Origin of the sequence: Paenibacillus periandrae (assembly GCF_022458865.1) — a bacterium.
Taxonomy (GTDB): Bacteria; Bacillota; Bacilli; order Paenibacillales; family NBRC-103111; genus Paenibacillus_S; species Paenibacillus_S periandrae.
Map to the genome: position 1 here is coordinate 32,211 of NZ_JAJNMU010000006.1, position 17,371 is coordinate 49,581.

Annotated in this window: 13 protein-coding genes; 1 reads left to right on the forward strand and 12 read right to left on the reverse strand. The window is 47.8% G+C overall.

Annotation, left to right across the window (positions count from 1 at the left end):
• Positions 1-70: 70 nt before the first annotated feature.
• From LRL21_RS11095 to LRL21_RS11145, 11 genes are all read right to left on the reverse strand, one after another.
• Complete coding sequence (locus tag LRL21_RS11095; protein ID WP_240415846.1) at positions 71-1,147, reverse strand: lactonase family protein; 1,077 nt, start codon at positions 1,145-1,147, stop codon at positions 71-73.
• Between the two features lie 76 nt (positions 1,148-1,223).
• Complete coding sequence (locus LRL21_RS11100; protein WP_240415847.1) at positions 1,224-2,675, reverse strand: DUF5060 domain-containing protein; 1,452 nt, start codon at positions 2,673-2,675, stop codon at positions 1,224-1,226.
• 26 nt (positions 2,676-2,701) lie between these two features.
• Positions 2,702-4,174 carry a DUF5605 domain-containing protein gene (locus tag LRL21_RS11105; protein WP_240415848.1) on the reverse strand — a complete coding sequence of 491 codons (1,473 nt, stop codon included), beginning with the start codon at positions 4,172-4,174 and terminating at the stop codon, positions 2,702-2,704.
• Between the two features lie 42 nt (positions 4,175-4,216).
• Complete coding sequence (gene glpK, locus LRL21_RS11110) at positions 4,217-5,758, reverse strand: glycerol kinase GlpK (protein WP_240415849.1); 1,542 nt, start codon at positions 5,756-5,758, stop codon at positions 4,217-4,219.
• A gap of 12 nt (positions 5,759-5,770) precedes the next feature.
• Entirely contained in the window at positions 5,771-6,709 is a 939-nt protein-coding gene (locus LRL21_RS11115; RefSeq protein WP_240415850.1) for a transketolase family protein, read from the reverse strand.
• On the reverse strand, positions 6,702-7,535 hold the full coding sequence (locus tag LRL21_RS11120) for a transketolase (RefSeq protein ID WP_240416128.1): 834 nt from the start codon (positions 7,533-7,535) through the stop codon (positions 6,702-6,704). The genes LRL21_RS11115 and LRL21_RS11120 overlap by 8 nt, the downstream gene beginning before the upstream one ends.
• 230 nt (positions 7,536-7,765) lie before the next feature.
• Complete coding sequence (locus tag LRL21_RS11125; protein WP_240415851.1) at positions 7,766-9,202, reverse strand: L-fucose/L-arabinose isomerase family protein; 1,437 nt, start codon at positions 9,200-9,202, stop codon at positions 7,766-7,768.
• A 3-nt stretch (positions 9,203-9,205) separates the two neighbouring features.
• Positions 9,206-10,702, reverse strand: coding sequence for a DUF5060 domain-containing protein (locus tag LRL21_RS11130; RefSeq protein WP_240415852.1), 1,497 nt, complete (start codon positions 10,700-10,702; stop codon positions 9,206-9,208).
• Between the two features lie 54 nt (positions 10,703-10,756).
• Entirely contained in the window at positions 10,757-11,599 is an 843-nt protein-coding gene (locus LRL21_RS11135) for a carbohydrate ABC transporter permease (protein WP_240415853.1), read from the reverse strand.
• A gap of 1 nt (position 11,600) precedes the next feature.
• On the reverse strand, positions 11,601-12,458 hold the full coding sequence (locus LRL21_RS11140; protein WP_240416129.1) for a carbohydrate ABC transporter permease: 858 nt from the start codon (positions 12,456-12,458) through the stop codon (positions 11,601-11,603).
• Between the two features lie 173 nt (positions 12,459-12,631).
• Positions 12,632-13,963, reverse strand: coding sequence for an ABC transporter substrate-binding protein (locus LRL21_RS11145; protein WP_240415854.1), 1,332 nt, complete (start codon positions 13,961-13,963; stop codon positions 12,632-12,634).
• A 420-nt stretch (positions 13,964-14,383) separates the two neighbouring features.
• Between LRL21_RS11145 and LRL21_RS11150 the strand changes: the two genes are divergently transcribed.
• Positions 14,384-15,442: a LacI family DNA-binding transcriptional regulator gene (locus LRL21_RS11150; RefSeq protein WP_240415855.1), complete on the forward strand. Its 1,059-nt coding sequence runs from the start codon at positions 14,384-14,386 to the stop codon at positions 15,440-15,442.
• Between the two features lie 398 nt (positions 15,443-15,840).
• Here the strand turns inward: LRL21_RS11150 and LRL21_RS11155 are convergent, their stop codons facing one another.
• Entirely contained in the window at positions 15,841-17,343 is a 1,503-nt protein-coding gene (locus tag LRL21_RS11155) for a sulfatase (protein WP_240415856.1), read from the reverse strand.
• Between the last annotated feature and the right edge of the window lie 28 nt (positions 17,344-17,371).

The window sequence follows — 17,371 nt, forward strand, 5'->3', positions numbered from 1 at the left end:
CGATCCCCCTTATTAACAAGGGAGACCAGCTCTTATGTAAAATCCGTGTATCCTGAATAGTATCATTGAACTAGGGAAGCTTATGGAAACGTACGCAGGTTGGTTGAGGCATCGTAATCTGTTGTCCGGTTGGCGTCAGCTTGCCGCTGTCTGGATCCACCTTGAACCAGTATACCGAATCCGAATCTTTATTGGCTGCGATCAGGAATCGTCCGCTTGGCGTCAGGCTGAAATGACGAGGATGCTTGCCCAGAGTGGACGTATGCTGAAGCAGGCTCAGCTTACCGCTAAGCGGGTCGATGGCAAACACAACGATGCTGTCATGCCCACGATTCGAGCCGTATAGGTAACGGCCGCAAGGAGAAATCTGAACTTCAGCTGTAGAGCTGGTTCCCACAAAACCTTCAGGCAATGTGTTCACGGTTTGAAGCGGAAGCAGCTTGCCGATCAGACGCTCATAGGAGAACACTGTGATCGTGGAGCTAAGCTCTTCAATGACATAAGCAAAGCTGCCGGTCGGATGAAAGGCAAAATGGCGCGGGCCTGCCCCAGGGTTGACAGCAACCTCGTCGTGAAGCACCAATCTAGCCCCTTGGCGATCCAAACGGTACACCATAATTTTATCCAGTCCGAGATCGGGAACAATGACGAATTGATCAGACGGGTCCGGATAAATCGAATGCGGATGAGCAGTGTCCTGACGATCGGCAACAACGCCGCTCCCACCATTATGATGCATGCTTCCGCAGAGCTCGCCAATATTCCCATCACCCTGCAGCTTGAACAAGGAAACATTGCCTTCTCCATAGCTGACTGTCATCAGGAACTGCTCGCCAAGATCCGTATTAATATGGGTTGCCGATTTGTCTGCCCCATTCTGACTGCCTGCCAATGTCAATTTGCCCGTAGTCTCGTCAATCCGATAAGCATAAATGACCGATGTTGGCTGCCCTTCATAAGCCTGCGTAAAGGAATAGAGCATCTTATGCTTGTCACTGACCTTAATGAAGGTCGGGTCCTTCAGGCCATCAACGGATTCAATAAAAGTTAGCTGCTCCGTATCCTCGTCAAACCGGTACGCAAAAATGCCAGGTAATTCCTTTCCCGTATAGGAACCCAAATAAATCACATAGCTTGAGCTTTCCAAAAGAACCACTCCATTCCTCGATTAAATTTTCCCTCCCTATTGTACCCTAAATTTGCCTGCAAGTCCTCTTCACGCTTTACGAAACAGCAGTAATCCGAAGTGCTAAGTATGATTTACCCGGAAGTGTAACCTTGCAGCTTCCGTAATACGTATGAGGAAGCCTCTCAACCTGCATATCCCAAGTATCAATAAGATCGATGTGGAAGGCCCGATGCTCGGGAAGCTGTAGTTCCCAATAGCCGGGACGGCTAAGCCCTAAATAAATCCAGAAGCAGGTGCGTTCACTCTCCAGCTCCCACAAATCTGCTTGACCCGCTTCCATCAATTCGCGTAAAAATTGAATTCGTTTCGGACTCTCCCCCATTAGCGTACCGCCGCGGGAAATCCAGGTACCGCCCCCTTGACCTTCGTAAGCTTCACCATGCGACGCGTACCCGCCCCGGATCTGACTTTCCCAAATTCTCCGCAGCAGCTCCTCACCTGAGATATTTCCCCATCTGCGAATCGAATCGCCTTCATAACAGCATTCATCAATAACGACCGGCTTGCCGCACCTATCCAGCCAGCTTGTTGTCCATGAAGTGTCCCAATGCTGAATGCTTTGATGTGTTATCCAAGGCTTGGTGTAATCATAAAAGGCTGTCCGTTCATAATCGTACATCTTGGTTCCATTGTGGATGGAGCGCAAATGACTGTAGGGATCCAAACGCTGTACGGTTTGCAATAACCGATCCCAATCACTCATGGATTTATGTATATTAAAATCAAACTCGTTCGCAATCGACCACCAAACATTGCGATATGAAGAGAGCCGGGCTATCACATACCGCAGATAAGCTTCTTCTACCTCTGGCTCCAGCTGCTCAAAGCCCCATACGCCTTGGTCGTACGGATGAAACAAAATCATATCGGCCTCAATGCCAAGCTGCTGCAAATCATCAAGTCTTTTTTCCATATGCGCAAAAAAATCCGGGTTAAACTGCTGTATATCGACCCCCTGCTCCCTATTACCGGCAAAGGCAAGCATAGAAGGCTTCATCTCTCCAGTTGGCAGTATGCACATCCGAACCTTATTGAAGGGTGACGCAGTGAGTGTGGCCAAGGTTGTCCGCTCCTGCTCCTCATCCCCATGATGAAACCAATGATACAGCGTCGTGCCAAAAGGCAGGTACGGTGTACCATCGCTATAAGTAAACCTGTATGCATCCTTCACCCTTACCGGCCCGCGGTTCATTCCAACGGGAGCTGACACCTGTAATTGTCCACGTTGAGCGTCCAGCTCTTTGCAATTACTGAACGTCACATAGCTCCAGGCTCCTACCGCATCAGGCATAAATCGAAGCTTGTATACACCGCCGCCATCGTAAAAGCCTTCTGTTTTCACCACCCGATTATGATGCCTGAACTCCGCTTGAAACGTGATTTCTTGAAAGGGATTCCCGTCAGCCGGTCCGTGAAAGCTGCGCTCAAACCGTCCCCAGCATTCCAGTGTATCAGCAGCCATACCGATTGCATCCTTGCTGAACATCTCACCATCTCCGATCTAGCCTCTATTTACCTCTGTGCATGATCCTTCTTGGATCGATCTGTCGTATAGTTGTCATTCTGTTCGGCATCGCGTATCTCTGAACTCTGTGTATCGGTAATGAAGCTTGTACTACCTGAGCCTTGTAAGGATAAATCGTATTTCTTGATGGATTTGGGTTCCTGCGGGTGCCATCTGCGTATGCGCAGGGCATGAAAAGGAAGCGTAGGCAGCTTCACTGTTACATGTTGTTCACAAATACCTGCTACAGCTGTAACCGTCATATTCCACACATCAATGATCTCTACGTTATAGCGACCCTCAGGTAAATACAGCTCTCTGAAAGGAAATCTGTGAATACCACAATATTGCAAATAATACTCCCCTTCGCAGCCAATCGTTGCCGCATCATAAAAAACCGGCATATAACGAAGCCCAAGCGGAGCCTCTTCCAAAATGCTGCGCAAAAAAGCAATTCTCGTGACAGCAGAGCCCTGCAAGGAGCCGCCATCGTGATGCCAACTGTGACCCTCCGGCTGGAGAAACATCTCACCATGTCCGGCATATCCGCCTCTGCATACACTTTCCCAGACGCGGTTGACCATTTCCTCACCAGGCAAACTCCCCCATAGCGTGGGTGCATCTCCTTCACATCCGCACACTTCCATCAGTATGGGCTTACGATGTAATCTGGCATAATAGGCAACTTGACTGGGATCCATACCCTGCAGACTGACATGAGTCAGGCTCCTATACCCATAATCCCTTTCTGGAGTGTCGCTATGGATCGTTATAAGATGATGGTAAGGATCACGCTCTTCCAAAATACGAAGAAGCTCCAGCTTGTTGAACTCCAATGAAGCATGCTCTCCATGGAGATACAGCGACCACCAAATATTGCGGTATGCCGCCAGTCTGATGACAACATGCTCTACAAAAGCCGCAGACTGCGGCTCTCCAGACCCACAGTCCAGCAGCAGCTCAGCTTGCACACCGAGTTCCATAAGACGGACAAGCACTTCCTCAAGAACGGTGAAATCAACAAAGCTGCTGTCCAGGGAAATTCGAACTTTATTAAATGGAGCGGTTGCCATTGACGCCAAAGTCGCTTCCATATGCTCACGCCTAAACCCGTTCAGGCAAGTCGTACCGAACGGATAATACGGCGTGCCATCTGCGTAGCAAAAATCCTTATCATTAACAACGCGAACAGGTCCGAGATTTCCCTCTAAGGGCGCGGTACAGTAGAGGCGACCACTGCCATACCCTTTCTCGTAATCCATAGAGTCGCTGTTTATTTGATATAGCCATTCACCTTGTTCATCCGGCATAAAACGAGCCCGATACCCACCTGAGTTATCGATAAAGGCATCCACTTCCCTTACACGGCTGCCTTTTGAAAAGATAACCTTTCCTGCAAGCTCTCCTCCAGGCACACTCGCCACAGAAGGCAAGGCAAGCTCAAAGATGCCCCAGCATTCAACCTGATTGATAGGTTCCATATCCTGTTTTGTTCACTTCCTTTGCATTGTCACTATCCCTGATCAGAAAATAACCGATTGAACCGCTTTTTTCCAGCCCTCATGAAAGACATCGCTCACTTGTTTATCCATCTTATGTGCATACACGATTGGCACTTGAGCCAATTTGTGCAGCTCCTCTATGCTGCTCCAATAGCCGATGCACAGCCCACCGAGAAACGCCGATCCGATAGCAGACAGCTCTGCAATGGACGGTTTTACGATATGTGCCTGCAGCATATCCGCCTGAAACTGCATCAGCAGCCGGTTTCCAGCGGCGCCTCCGTCCACTCGCAGCTCCACAATGGGGACACCAGACTCTGCCTCCATTAATGTGATCGTATCGCGCACTTGGTAAGCAATACTTTCCAGCGCCGCTCTGATGATATGTCTCCTGTCACTACTCCGGCTCAGACCAACAATAGCCGCTCGGGCATTTGGAACCCAATAGGGTGCTCCAAGTCCGACAAAAGCCGGAACCAAGTATACGCCCTCATTATCTGCAAGTGCAGCTGCTTGAGTCTCTGCTTCCGAATAATCCGTAAACAGTCCCAGCTGATCACGTACCCACTTCAAGCAATCGCCCGTACAGTGGATGATCCCTTCCAACGCATATTCCACCTTGCCATTAATTCCCCAGGCTATTGCCGTAACCAAGCCATTCACTGGTGGTACCGGCTTATCTCCAATATTCATCATCACCGAGGTACCCGTCCCATAGGTAGCTTTGGCCATACCTGGCCGGTGACACAACTGCCCGAATAGCGCAGCATGTGAATCCCCGATAACACCTGAGATCGGAATGGAATCGGCGAATAGCTCAGGAGCTGCCGTATAGCCATAAATCTCATTACTTGATTTGACCTGAGGGAGCTTAAGATTACCTACACCGAATAGCTCGATTAATTCTTTATCCCACTGAAGTGTATAAATATTAAACAATGAGGTCCGGCTTGCATTCGTGTAGTCTGTTGCGTGAACAGCTCCACCGGTCAGCTTCCAGATTAACCAACTGTCGATCGTACCCGCGAGCAGCTGCGGTTTTTGCTCATTGCCACCAGCATGCTGCCGGGCTGCTTGATCACAGATCCAGCGAAATTTGCTGGCCGAGAAATAAGGATCAAGAACAAGACCTGTTTTGGCTTTGACCTGAGGCTCGTTGCCCTGTTCCTTCAATTCTGCGCATAGATCAGCGGTTCTGCGGCATTGCCACACAATCGCATTATATATCGGAAGCCCTGTTGCCGAATCCCAAACTACCGCCGTTTCACGTTGATTCGTAATCGTGATAGCTGCGATTTGTCTTGTAGAAATCCCACTTCTGCTTATAATCTCCTTGATCGCATGGACTACATTCAGATAAATCTCCATCGGATCATGCTCGACCCAACCGGGCTGCGGATAGATTTGGGCATGCTCAATTGCATATTTGCTGACGACACTGCCTGACTTGTCAATCAATAAGGTTTTGGTGCCCGATGTGCTTTGATCGACTGCCAATATATAAGTGTGATCATACTGCTTGTTGAAAGCTTGATGACCCTGTAAGGTCTCGTTATCCTCCATAGCGCAAGCTCCTCACACTCGGTTAACCATATGGACAGCAATGGAGCGGATGGCGTCCACATGTATCCCGTAATGGTTGAACACCTCAGCTGTATTGCCCGTGATGGCCGGTTCGTCCGGTATGCCAATAATTTTCATCGGAACTGCGTAGTTCTGCACGACGACCTCGGCAACGGCTGCGCCTAATCCTCCGAATACACTGTGCTCCTCAACCGTAATGATACGACCTGTTTCCTGAGCGGCCTTGATAATTACTTCCGTATCCAGCGGTTTGATCGTATGCATGTTGATGACCCGGCAGCTAATGCCCTGCTGGGCGAGTGCATCCGATGTATCCAGTGCAACACGTACGGTTTCTCCGGCCGCAATAAGGGTGATATCCGTACCTTCACGAAGCGTAACGGCCTTGCCAATTTCAAAAGGATAATCGTCAGACTCGTAGCAATCCTGAACAGGATTTCGTCCGATTCTTACATAAACCCCTCCCTTATGGGCGGCAAGTGCTTCGGTCATTTTCTTCGTTTCGTGACGGTCAGCAGGCAGGATGATCGTTAGGCCGGGAATGGCGCGTGTCACCGCGATGTCCTGAAGGGAATGATGAGACATGCCCAGTGCTCCATAGCTAACCCCGCCACTGATACCAATAAGCTTAACGTCCGTACCCGAGTATGCGACATCAACCTTTACCTGCTCTATGGCACGCATGCTGAGAAAGCAGGCCGGGGAGGTGACCCATGGCTTCTTGCCGCTGGCAGCCAAACCCGCAGCGATTCCGACAATATTTTGCTCGGCGATTCCGGTTTCAACGAATTGATCTGGCAGCTCCTTGACAAAAGGCGCCATCGACGCCGAGCCTCTTGAATCGCTGGCGAGCAGCACGATATCCCGATCCTGTCTGGCCCGATCCAATAAGGTTTCACATATCACTTGTCGATTAGCGATTTTATTCATGTCCGATCACCTTCAATTCTTCAGTTAATTCAGCCAAAGCGAGCTCCAGCTCGGAATCAGTTGGCACATGATGATGCCAATGCGGTACATTTTCGGCGAAGGACACCCCTTTGCCCTTGATCGTATTTGCCATAATGAGCGTTGGTTTGCCTGCTACACACGGTCCTTGATGAAGAACCTCACACAGCTCCGCGATGTCGTTGCCGTTAACCTGAATAACATCCCAGCCGAAGCTGCTCCATTTCTCATCCAACGGCTCAAGCCCCATGACATCCTCCGTACTGCCGCTGATTTGCAGCTTATTGCGGTCGATAAAGCCGACCAGATTATCCAGCTTGTAGTGAGCCGCAGCCATCGCCGCTTCCCAAACCGAGCCTTCGGCCTGCTCCCCGTCCCCCATCAAAGTAAAGACACGATAAGCTTTGCCGTCCATCTTGGCTGCCTTGGCCATACCAACCGATATCGATAAGCCATGCCCAAGCGCACCTGTATTCATCTCGACACCAGGTACTTTATTATTCGGATGCCCGATTAACCGCGAGCCAAAACGGCTAAAGGTTTTCAGCTCCTCCTTGGGAAAAAAGCCCTTGTCCGCGAGTATGCAATACAATGATTCGACTGCATGACCTTTACTTGCTATAAAACGATCACGATCCTCCCATTGAGGTCGAGCCGCATCCACATTCATCACATGGTAATACAGCGCGGTCAAAATGTCCGTGTTGCACAAGGATGACCCTGTATGACCTGTCTTCGCGTCGTATACCATTTGCAGCAGATCCATGCGAATTTGAACCGCTTTGCGCTTTAAATCATTGATGCTCATCTTGCTTGCCCTCGTATGGTTTGCACTCATTTTCTCTACACTCCTTTTTATATACGGGAATCCGGTGAATAACTAGCGGAGCGGCCAAATGATCCTGGAGAAGCGTCAGCGCTCGCCTTTGTTTCCGTACTTTTACCGCTAAATATTCTATATAATCAAAAAATACGGAAACAACAGCGATCGTAAGGATATTTGGCCGTGCAGCGATATCTATTCACCGGATTTCCCCGTCACTTCCACTCGTTCCCACGCAGCCAGGACTGAATTTCACTAACCGTCGGATCAACCGGATCTGCAATCAAACCCGGAATATACGTACAGGCCTCGAATAAAACAGGAATCACGTCCTGATGAATACCGACAGCATGATGCACATACGGTCCTTTAACCAGCTTTTCTTCCCAAAGCGGCCAATCATTCACTTCCACCCAAACGTAGGAGCCCCGAGTGTAAGGCCCTTCAATCCCTTTGGCTTTGCCGAGAAAAATCGAATATTCACCATGGTCCCCGTCAAACCGTGCCAGCGTCATGGCACCGCCTTTTATTTCCCCTTCATGCGTACCCGGAGAATGATCATCAAACAAAAAATGCTTACGCAGCTTCGGCTTCTCCTCCACACTCAACGAGACCGGGAAGTTCCCGCAGTGGAACAGCAGCTCGCCATTCGGATTTTCGGGATGTCTGATCGTCAAATCAGCAAAAAACGTAGGCGCCGCATTCATCGAAGCCGCCTGCACCATAATGGAAGTAATCGCTCCATGAATATCCGTTTCACAAGTAACCGGAATTTGTTCATCTGTTAGAATCGCATTTGCCAAACAGGGCATGATTCCCATCGCATCCTGCAGCGACGACCAGCATTGAATCGCAATTGCGGTGGAGTTCGACTGGATCGCATAGTTTTTCATGGCAACCTTTAATGCAGCAATTTTGCGGACGGCCTCTTCGCCAACCTCGGTATAGTCGAGCTTCTCTTTGATATATTGAATAGCTTCCAATAATTCAGGACTATCCTTGGCTGCTGCCTTTAAGGAGGCGCGTTTGATATCCTCCAGCGTGATCGGATAAATCTCGATCCCGAAGCGCTCCAGCAGCTCGCCCTCATTGCACATCATCGTCCAGAACGAAGTCGGTCTCGGTCCAATTTGCAAAATCCGCATACTGCGGAAATGCCTGACTACGTTCGCTGCAGCCACGAAATTACGAAAGCCCCGTTCAAATACCGGGTCGTCAACCCGACTGTTCGTAATATAAGTGAACGGCACATTGAAGCGTCGCAAAATTTTACCCGTAGCAAACAAGCCGCATTGCGTATCCCGCAGACGCATACCATCCTCAAGCGGCGCTTCATCACGCGGCCCCCAAAGCAGCACCGGTTTACCAATCGCTTTGGCTACACGACCGACCATATCCTCCGTTCCGAAATTACAGTGCGGGAAAAACACAGCATCTACTTCCTGATGTTGAAAATGCTTAATAATTTCTTCTGCATTATACAGGTCGTCGTACAGTAAGCCTTCCTTATTCAAGCCCTCCAAATCAACAATTTCGATTGGAAGTCCGAAGCTTTCCATCTTTTGACGAATCAAGACTTTATATTTAAAAGCATCCTCCGCGCTGAACACAAATCTTCTCGTCGGCGCATAACCCAGCTTGAATGTTCTCATGAATTAGTTCTCCACCCTTTCTACCCGGTATGCCCGTAATGCAATGTATGGAGTTGCAGGCATGTTAACACGGGTCAAACCTGAGTAAACGCCATTTAAAGCAGTTATAGTCATATTCCATGTATCAATGACCTCGATTTGAAAGCATGACTCTTCAGGCAGCGGAAGATCCCGATAGGCCGGTCGGTGAACACCAAAATATTGTAAATAATAGTCTCCCTCAATACCGAGCGTCGGAGCATCTCGGAAGGTCTCGATAGGCGTTATCCCCTCAGGAGAAGCATCAAAAATTTGCCTTAAGAAAGCAATTCGCTTCGGACTGTCCCCATAGAGCTGGCCCCCTTTGGACCACCATACGATTTCATCGGGATGCAAGAAGGTTTCCCCATGTCCCACATACCCGCCACGCATAAATCCATCCCACATCCGCGCCGCCATATCTTCACCCGTAATATTGCCCCAACGCTGCGGCAGGTTCCCCTCATAGCAGCACTCGTCTACAACAATCGGCTTTCTGTAAAGCTTGCGCCAAGCCGTGGTCGGCGATAGCTCCCAATACTGCATACTGACATGTGTTACCCAAGGCTTCGTATGATCGTAAATCGTCAAATGGGTAGGATCATACATTTTCGTTCCGTTATGGATCGAACGCAGGTGCTGATAAGGATCACTTTCCTGTACGATACGGAAGAAGCGATCCCAGTCGTCCAGCTTTTTTTCTTTCATAAAATCAAATTCGTTGGCGAGTGACCACCAAATATTTCGAAATGCGCTCAATCGGGCGATCACATAACGCAAGTAAAACTCGTCGGTTTCAGCATCCATCCGATCAAAGCCCCACTGTCCATTATCATAGGGATGAAAGAGAATTAAATCCGCTTCGATACCCAGCCTTTGCAGCTCCCCAATTCTTTGTTCCAGTTTATCGAAGTAAAGCGGATTAAAGCGGGTCCAATCAAATCCATCCGTCTTGGAGCCAACAAACGGAAAATGCTCCGGCTCGTTCGTATTGAAGCTGTAGCGCTTCGGGAACACGCACATGCGGATTTTATTGAATGGTGAATGACTCAAGCTTTGCAGCGTTTGCTCCTGCAAGGCTTCCTCTTGATGTGTCCACACATAGCAGGTCGTACCATAAGGCCGGTAGGTGGTTCCATCTGCATAGGCGAACCGGTCCATATCACGAACATGAACAGGGCCATGATTTCCGACTGAGGCTGCCGAACATACAAAACCTCCTGCTGATCCGTTCAACACCGCTATGTTGCTGCTGACCGAATACGTCCATTCCCCTTCGGTATCCGGCATGAAGCGAATTTTGTACACACCATTTCCATCATAAAAGCCGTCCACATCGATGACCCGTTGTTGATGCTGAAACTGTGCTTGCAAGCGAACCTCCTTAAAGGGATTACCGTCACTCGGACCCTCCAAAGATAGCTCGATAAAGCTCCAGCATTCAATTTTAACGGTAGATGAAGCAAGCTGACTCGATTTCATAACCCATCACTCCTATACGAATTAGTTTTTATCTCTATACCTCATGGTTCGAATCTAGCCTTTAATTCCCGAGGTCGAGATCCCCTCAACAAAATATTTCTGACTGCTGAAGAAAATAATCAAGCTTGGAATCAACGACAATACCGACATCGCAAACAACACGCCCCAGGCAGACTCCCCGGATGAATCCAAAAACAACCGCAAACCAAGCGGAATTGTGTATAACTTGGCTGTATTGATGTAAAGCAATTGACTAAAGAAATCATCCCACGTCCAGATAAAGGTAAAAATCGCTGTTGTAATCAGTGCAGGTGCTGCCAGCGGCATAATAACCCGCCAGTAAATTTGTGTCCGTCCGCAGCCATCAATTGTTGCTGATTCATCAAGCTCCTTGGGAAGCCCACGAATAAATTGAACCATCAGAAAAATAAAAAATGCATCTGTAGCCAGCCATTTCGGCACGGTTAATGGATAGTACGTATCAATCCAGTTCAGCTCTTTGAACAAAATGTATTGAGGAATGATCGTCACATGATGCGGCAGCATAATCGTAACCAGCATGAGCGAGAACCATACCTTTTTCCAGGAAAAATCAAGCCTGCCGAACGAGTACGCCGCCATCGAACAGGATAAGAGGTTACCTGCCACGCATAAAGCCGAGATAATAAATGAATTCGTAAAAAAGGTTAAAAAGCTTACGCGCGCAATCCCTGCCCAGCCTTTGATGTAATTATCAAAAGTGATTTCCTTAGGCCACAAACTCATATCGGTAAAAATCAAATTTGCAGGCTTCAAGGAGCTGCTGATCAACCAAAGAATCGGATACAGCATAATCAGTCCCAGGATGAGGATAACAGCATGGAGCAGGTAACGGTTGATTCGGTTGGCAGCTGCCATCTTATTTCCCCCCGTCCGCATAATGCACCCAATACTTGGATGAACCGAATAGTATAGCAGTTACAATGCCGATAATAACGAGCAGCACCCACGCCATGGCGGAAGCATAGCCCATTTCGTAGAACGCAAAGCCCTTCATATACAAGTACAGCGTGTAAAACAACGTCGAGTCCATGGGACCTCCAAGCCCGCCGCTTATAATAAAGGATTGGGTAAAGGCTTGAAACGAACCAATCAATTGAATAACTAAATTAAAAAAGATAACCGGTGTGAGCAGCGGCAATGTGATGTGTAGAAACTGCTTGATTTTGCCTGCTCCATCGATCTGCGAAGCCTCGTAATAATCCTGCGGAATTTGCTTCAGTCCAGCCAGAAAAATAATCATCGAGGACCCGAACTGCCAGACGGAAAGTGCGACAATGGAGTACAGTGCATAGGATGGATTGGATACCCAGTCCGGTGCATGGATATTAAATATTAGAAGAAATTGATTGACGACACCGGAGCCACCGAATATTTTGCGCCACAATACCGCTATCGCCACACTGCCACCAAGCAAGGTGGGCAAATAGTACAGCGTACGGTAAAACCCGAGACCTCGCAGTCCCTTGTTCATTAGCGCAGCAACCATCAGAGCGAAGGCCAGCTTTAAGGGCACAGACAAAAACACATAAGTAAAGGTCACCTTCAATGAAGTAAAAAATCTCGGATCAGCCGTGAACATCGTTTTGTAATTGTCAAACCCGATAAACTGCGGCGGGGAAATCACATCAAACTTCGTTAGTGAGTAATAGAAGGAATTCACCATTGGACCAATAGTCAGCGCGAACAAGCCTATAAACCATGGCAATAAGAACATATAAGGCACATTGTTTTTCTTCCAGAGCTTCACCCAATACCTGCTTATGGTGCTGGGAGCACTCTTATCTGCTGCTGTAGCCTGATTCATTGTTTCACCTCTTAAATGTAAGCTGTGTCAGAGACGAACCCGGATCATCCTCATCCGAGTCCGAATTCTCACATCAAGTTAGTTTACTTTTTCCCGATAGCTTTCTCCGCAGCTGCAAATACTTCTTGAGCCGCATTGTCGATTGTTTCCTTGGCGAAACCTACCTTTTGGCTCATATTAATGAGTGTCGTTTCAAACTCTTTGCCATTTGGAATTTCTCTGTCCGGTACTCGTGAATTTTTGGAGGCGATGTCGATATAATCATAAACCTTTTTATCAACAGGTGTTGCGCTCGCTTTTAAAGCATCCCGAGCTTTTGAGGAGCCTGGTACGCCGCGCTCGCTGCCAAGAATCATCGTAGCTTCAGGATCGTTAACCATAAAGCTGATGAACATCGCCGCTTCCTTCGGATTTTTCGATTTGGCATTAATCGTCAGAAACTGGCTTGGCTGCAGCCACAAGCCTTGTGCTGATCCTCCTGTTGGCGGAAGAACAACATTGATTTCGTCCTTCATCAGCTTTTGATAAGCTGTTATTTGATTGGACCAGATCAAGTGCATCGCCGTTTTGCCTTCGACGAATGAAGAATTTTCCGGTGCTTCTGTATAAGCGGCTGTGACTTCGGCCGGAGGCGTGCTGCCTGCCTTCCGATAGTTATCCCATAACGTAAACCAGTTGGCGATATCTTCCTTGCCCAGACCAGCCTTTCCATCCTTATACAAGGTTTTATTCGTTTGTCTGGCAAAATAGTTCAGATATAATGGAAATCTTGATTCATCAACAGCTCCGTAATAGCCTTTGCCTAACGCTTTGGTCAAGTCTTGAGCATACTTACCGAACTCCTCCCACGTCCACTTGCCTGTTGGGGGCTGAAGTCCGGCTTTTTTAATCAGCTCCGTGTTATAAGCAATACCAAATGCATTAGATCCCAAAATAATGCCGTACTGCTTGCCATCCATCGCACCGGATTCAATATTCCCCTTGTCGAAGTTATCCACGTTGATCTCTTTACCCATATAAGGATTAATATCCAAAAGCGCCGAGCGGGACACATAATCCGGGTAGTTGTTACCGAGCTGGATCAGGTCTGGCGCATTACCACCTGCAACCTGAGTATTTAATTTGTCAAAATACCCGTCGCTGCCCATGTATTCGCCATTTATTTTGATATTCGGATTTTTCTTCTCAAATAAATCAATCACTTTTAAAGTAGCATCATGACGAGCTTGGGAGCCCCACCACATCATTCGCAGCTCAACATTTTTATTACTGGTAGGAGTTGGTGCAGTACCTGCTGCTGCTGGCTGTTTGGTCTCTACAGGTGCAGATCCACCTCCCCCTGGCGTACATGCAGCAACCATAGAAGCTATAGTGGCCAGCATAACGAGCAAGGATGTATTCTTTTTAACGTTCATTGTATATCCTCCTTTAGTATCATTACTAAATTTGTTTAATCCCCATCCCACATTCACATTACATATGAAAGCGTTATCTTTTTATTCAAATAAACCTCCTTTGTTTCTGAATTTTCACCAATTTGCGGATAATAATGATATAATCCAGCTTTATTCGATGAATTTTCCAGCTGATAATCTCACTCGAATCATAACATCGGCTATTAGATGAGTCAATATACAAAATAAACTTTTTTATCAAATTAACTAAACTTGTCTATGTAAATATTGTACTTGTTTATTTTTCCACCTCTCCATAACACAATGTGTACGAAGCGAATAGCATCCCTACAAAATTCAAACTTGTTAAATAAACAAGGTCGTAGTAAACTAAAATAGTTTAGTAAATGCATCTGTGATTTAGAAGGAGTGTAGTACAGCATGAAAATGGAGGACATCGCTAAACTGGCCAATGTATCCAAATCAGCCGTTTCGATAGCGCTTAGTGGAAAACCAGGCATTAGTGAGGATACACGAACCCGAATTTTGAAAATTGTCAAGGACAGCGGCTATATGCCAAGGTCCATGATCAAGGCCGACAAATTCTACAGCTTAACCAAAACATTACGTTTTGTCGCTTGCACCAATAATGGGATCGTCTTGGAGCAGTATTATAAACAGCCCTTTTTTATGGAGCTGATTCATCATATTGAGGAGCAGTGCCGTGTCCGCGGATACTCCTTGTTCTTCTCCTCCGTGACCACTGACCATTTGGAGGACGCGATGGAAACGATGGAAACCGAGCATGAATCGAACGGGATTATTTTACTCGGTACCAATCTGACTCCGGAGCAAATTCAACTGATCGCCAAAAAACAGCCGAATCTGGTCGTGCTCGACACTTGTCTCGAAACGTTGAATATGAATTTTATCGTGATGAATAATGTTATGGGGGCCTATCAGGCAGGACGTTATTTACGGGAGCTTGGGCATTCAAAAATAGGGTACGTTCAGTCGAATTCGCGGATGTACAATTTTGATTCCCGTAAGAGAGGTTTTTTGCAGGCTTTGGAGGAGGATCAGCTAACCGTTGATAAAGCTCACTATTTTGGGGTATCCCCAACAGTCGTCACTGCGCAGGATGAGTTTATGCACAAAATAACCGAGCTGAAGGAAGATTTGCCGACCGCGTTATTTTGCGAATGTGATTATATCGCCGTCAGTGTGATTAAAGCCTTGAACGAGTTGGGTATTCGAGTGCCTCAGGATATATCTATCGTCGGCTTCGATAACATCCAGGAATCCACGATCATCACACCGGAATTGACCACCGTTAACGTAGAAAAGAGCACAATCGCGGAGCTTGCCGTCTCCAAGCTGCTGGATATGATCGAGCACGGGGATACGGTGAAGATCAAATCTTTGATCGATACGCAATTGGTGATTCGTAAATCGTGCAGTCCGGTTGCTGTCAAAGAAACCGACGCAGCTGCGCTGTGAGCTTGGCTAGCCACTAAACTCCGGGGGCTGTACGATAGAAAAAAGCTTGGTGCGTTCGATGAAGCATGACTTCATTCGTCTAAGCGCAACAAGCTTTTCATGCGGGTATGAAAGTACGTTTATTTAATTGTGTATATGTTCACGGGTAAGCGACAGCTCATTGTTAAAGCCTTTGGAAAACAACACCTGGTGAAAGCTCATACTTTTTGTTTTATTTTCTCCTCCTTAACCTCACCAATAGACCTTTCTTTCACCCAGGATTAAATCTTCGACTGTCAGTTAGGGGCTTCGTACGAACGCATGAATTATTTCCAACTGAGTGGTAACTTAGAGCTTACTGAAGGAGGTGAACAGCATTAAAGTTAGCCGTAGGATGACCGTTTTTGATCTCTTAAAGTTTACTCGATCTTATGTGAACTTACAGATTGACCTTCCATCGTCATACCAAGCCGTTCAAACTGCTCCGCAGGCGCATCGTGCTCACGCATCAATCGTGCCATCAGACGCAGCATACGCGCTTCAATCTCGGGATCATTCAGTTGCGATTCCTGCTTCGGGTCCTGACGAAGATCGAATAGCAGGCTACCGTATCGATAAGGATTCAGATAGGTTTTACCTTTTATCTTCATAACCTGTGCACCCTTGGTGAAGGAAAAGGGACCCGCCAGCTCCATCCCTGCAAATTCGCGCGGATCGAACCTTGTGTGCATATGCGTGGGCATCAGCGTGTATTCGTACAACGGTTCATTATCCTCCTGGATAGGGGCACGCATGTATACATAGCGGCCATCCGTGCAATTGACGTGACCACCGTGCGTCCCGAACAACACGGCCTCGCGGGGTCTGTCCCCATCGGAATCGGTAAGTACGTTCAACGGTTTGCCCTGCATATCAGGTGGAATATCTACTGCAAAAAAATCAAGCAGCGTTGGACCCATATCTATCAATTGCACCAAAGCTTCGGACCGTCCACCGCCCACTTGTGTTCTCGGGTCCCAAACAAACAGCGGTATGTTGGCAATTTGGTTATAGAACGGCTGAATGTTTTTGCCCCACCAGCGGTGCTCACCGAGCAGAAAACCATGATCTGTATTCACAATCAGCATCGTATCCTTCCACAGATCATAACGGTCGAAGGTATCCATAATGCGTCCGAGATAGGCGTCACACATGCTCACCAGTGCGGCATACTCATAGATGACATGCTGCACCTCTTCGGGCTGCTGCTTCACAACCCCATAATCGGGCCAGTCAAAATGCTTGCCTTCGTAAGTGTGCGGGTACAAGTCCTTATATTTGCGTTGAGTGAAAAAAGGCTCGTGCGGATCAAACGCCTCGATTTGCAAAAACCAGCGATCCTGATCGTGATTACGCTCGATGAACTCAATGCCCCTGCCTACCGTGACAGCCAACGGCTGCTTCTCCTCCGTGTCCAGATGCTCGCGGTTTACCCAGTCCTGTCTCCATAAATCGCCCAGCTTCGGGCCGCTTAAGGTTTCAGGAATTACCGGGTCCTTCACGCTTCCTTTCCACGGGTCACCCTCCTGGCCTCTGGCAAATTCCCACGAGTTGTAGCGAGTGTGATAGGTGGCGCCACCGTCCTCGAAGTAATGATTGTGATCAGTAGTCAGATGCGTATAGACTCCGTTCTTACTTAACAAATCGACCATGGAATCATCGAACGGCTCGAGCGGTCCCCAGCTTCTATGCAGAAAATTGTATCGACCCGTATGCAAATCCCTGCGCGCCGGCATGCAAGGGAGGCTTCCCGCATAGCAGTTGTCGAAGGTGACGGACCGCTCCGCCAATCTTTGAAAATTCGGTGCATGAACCCAATTGCAGCCGTAAGGGGGGAGCATATGTTTATTCAAGGAATCGAACATCACCATAACTGCCTTCATGCTTTCTCTCTCCCTTTTTATATAATTA

What these genes read in the sequence shown, in the direction of transcription:
- LRL21_RS11100 (WP_240415847.1), bottom strand. Translation starts at nt 2,675, where the DNA reads ATGTTCAGCAAGGATGCAATCGGTATGGCTGCTGATACACTGGAATGC.
- LRL21_RS11105 (WP_240415848.1), bottom strand. Translation starts at nt 4,174, where the DNA reads ATGGAACCTATCAATCAGGTTGAATGCTGGGGCATCTTTGAGCTTGCC.
- glpK (WP_240415849.1), bottom strand. Translation starts at nt 5,758, where the DNA reads ATGGAGGATAACGAGACCTTACAGGGTCATCAAGCTTTCAACAAGCAG.
- LRL21_RS11115 (WP_240415850.1), bottom strand. Translation starts at nt 6,709, where the DNA reads ATGAATAAAATCGCTAATCGACAAGTGATATGTGAAACCTTATTGGAT.
- LRL21_RS11120 (WP_240416128.1), bottom strand. Translation starts at nt 7,535, where the DNA reads ATGAGCATCAATGATTTAAAGCGCAAAGCGGTTCAAATTCGCATGGAT.
- LRL21_RS11125 (WP_240415851.1), bottom strand. Translation starts at nt 9,202, where the DNA reads ATGAGAACATTCAAGCTGGGTTATGCGCCGACGAGAAGATTTGTGTTC.
- LRL21_RS11130 (WP_240415852.1), bottom strand. Translation starts at nt 10,702, where the DNA reads ATGAAATCGAGTCAGCTTGCTTCATCTACCGTTAAAATTGAATGCTGG.
- LRL21_RS11135 (WP_240415853.1), bottom strand. Translation starts at nt 11,599, where the DNA reads ATGGCAGCTGCCAACCGAATCAACCGTTACCTGCTCCATGCTGTTATC.
- LRL21_RS11140 (WP_240416129.1), bottom strand. Translation starts at nt 12,458, where the DNA reads ATGTTCTTATTGCCATGGTTTATAGGCTTGTTCGCGCTGACTATTGGT.
- LRL21_RS11145 (WP_240415854.1), bottom strand. Translation starts at nt 13,963, where the DNA reads ATGAACGTTAAAAAGAATACATCCTTGCTCGTTATGCTGGCCACTATA.
- LRL21_RS11150 (WP_240415855.1), top strand. Translation starts at nt 14,384, where the DNA reads ATGAAAATGGAGGACATCGCTAAACTGGCCAATGTATCCAAATCAGCC.
- LRL21_RS11155 (WP_240415856.1), bottom strand. Translation starts at nt 17,343, where the DNA reads ATGAAGGCAGTTATGGTGATGTTCGATTCCTTGAATAAACATATGCTC.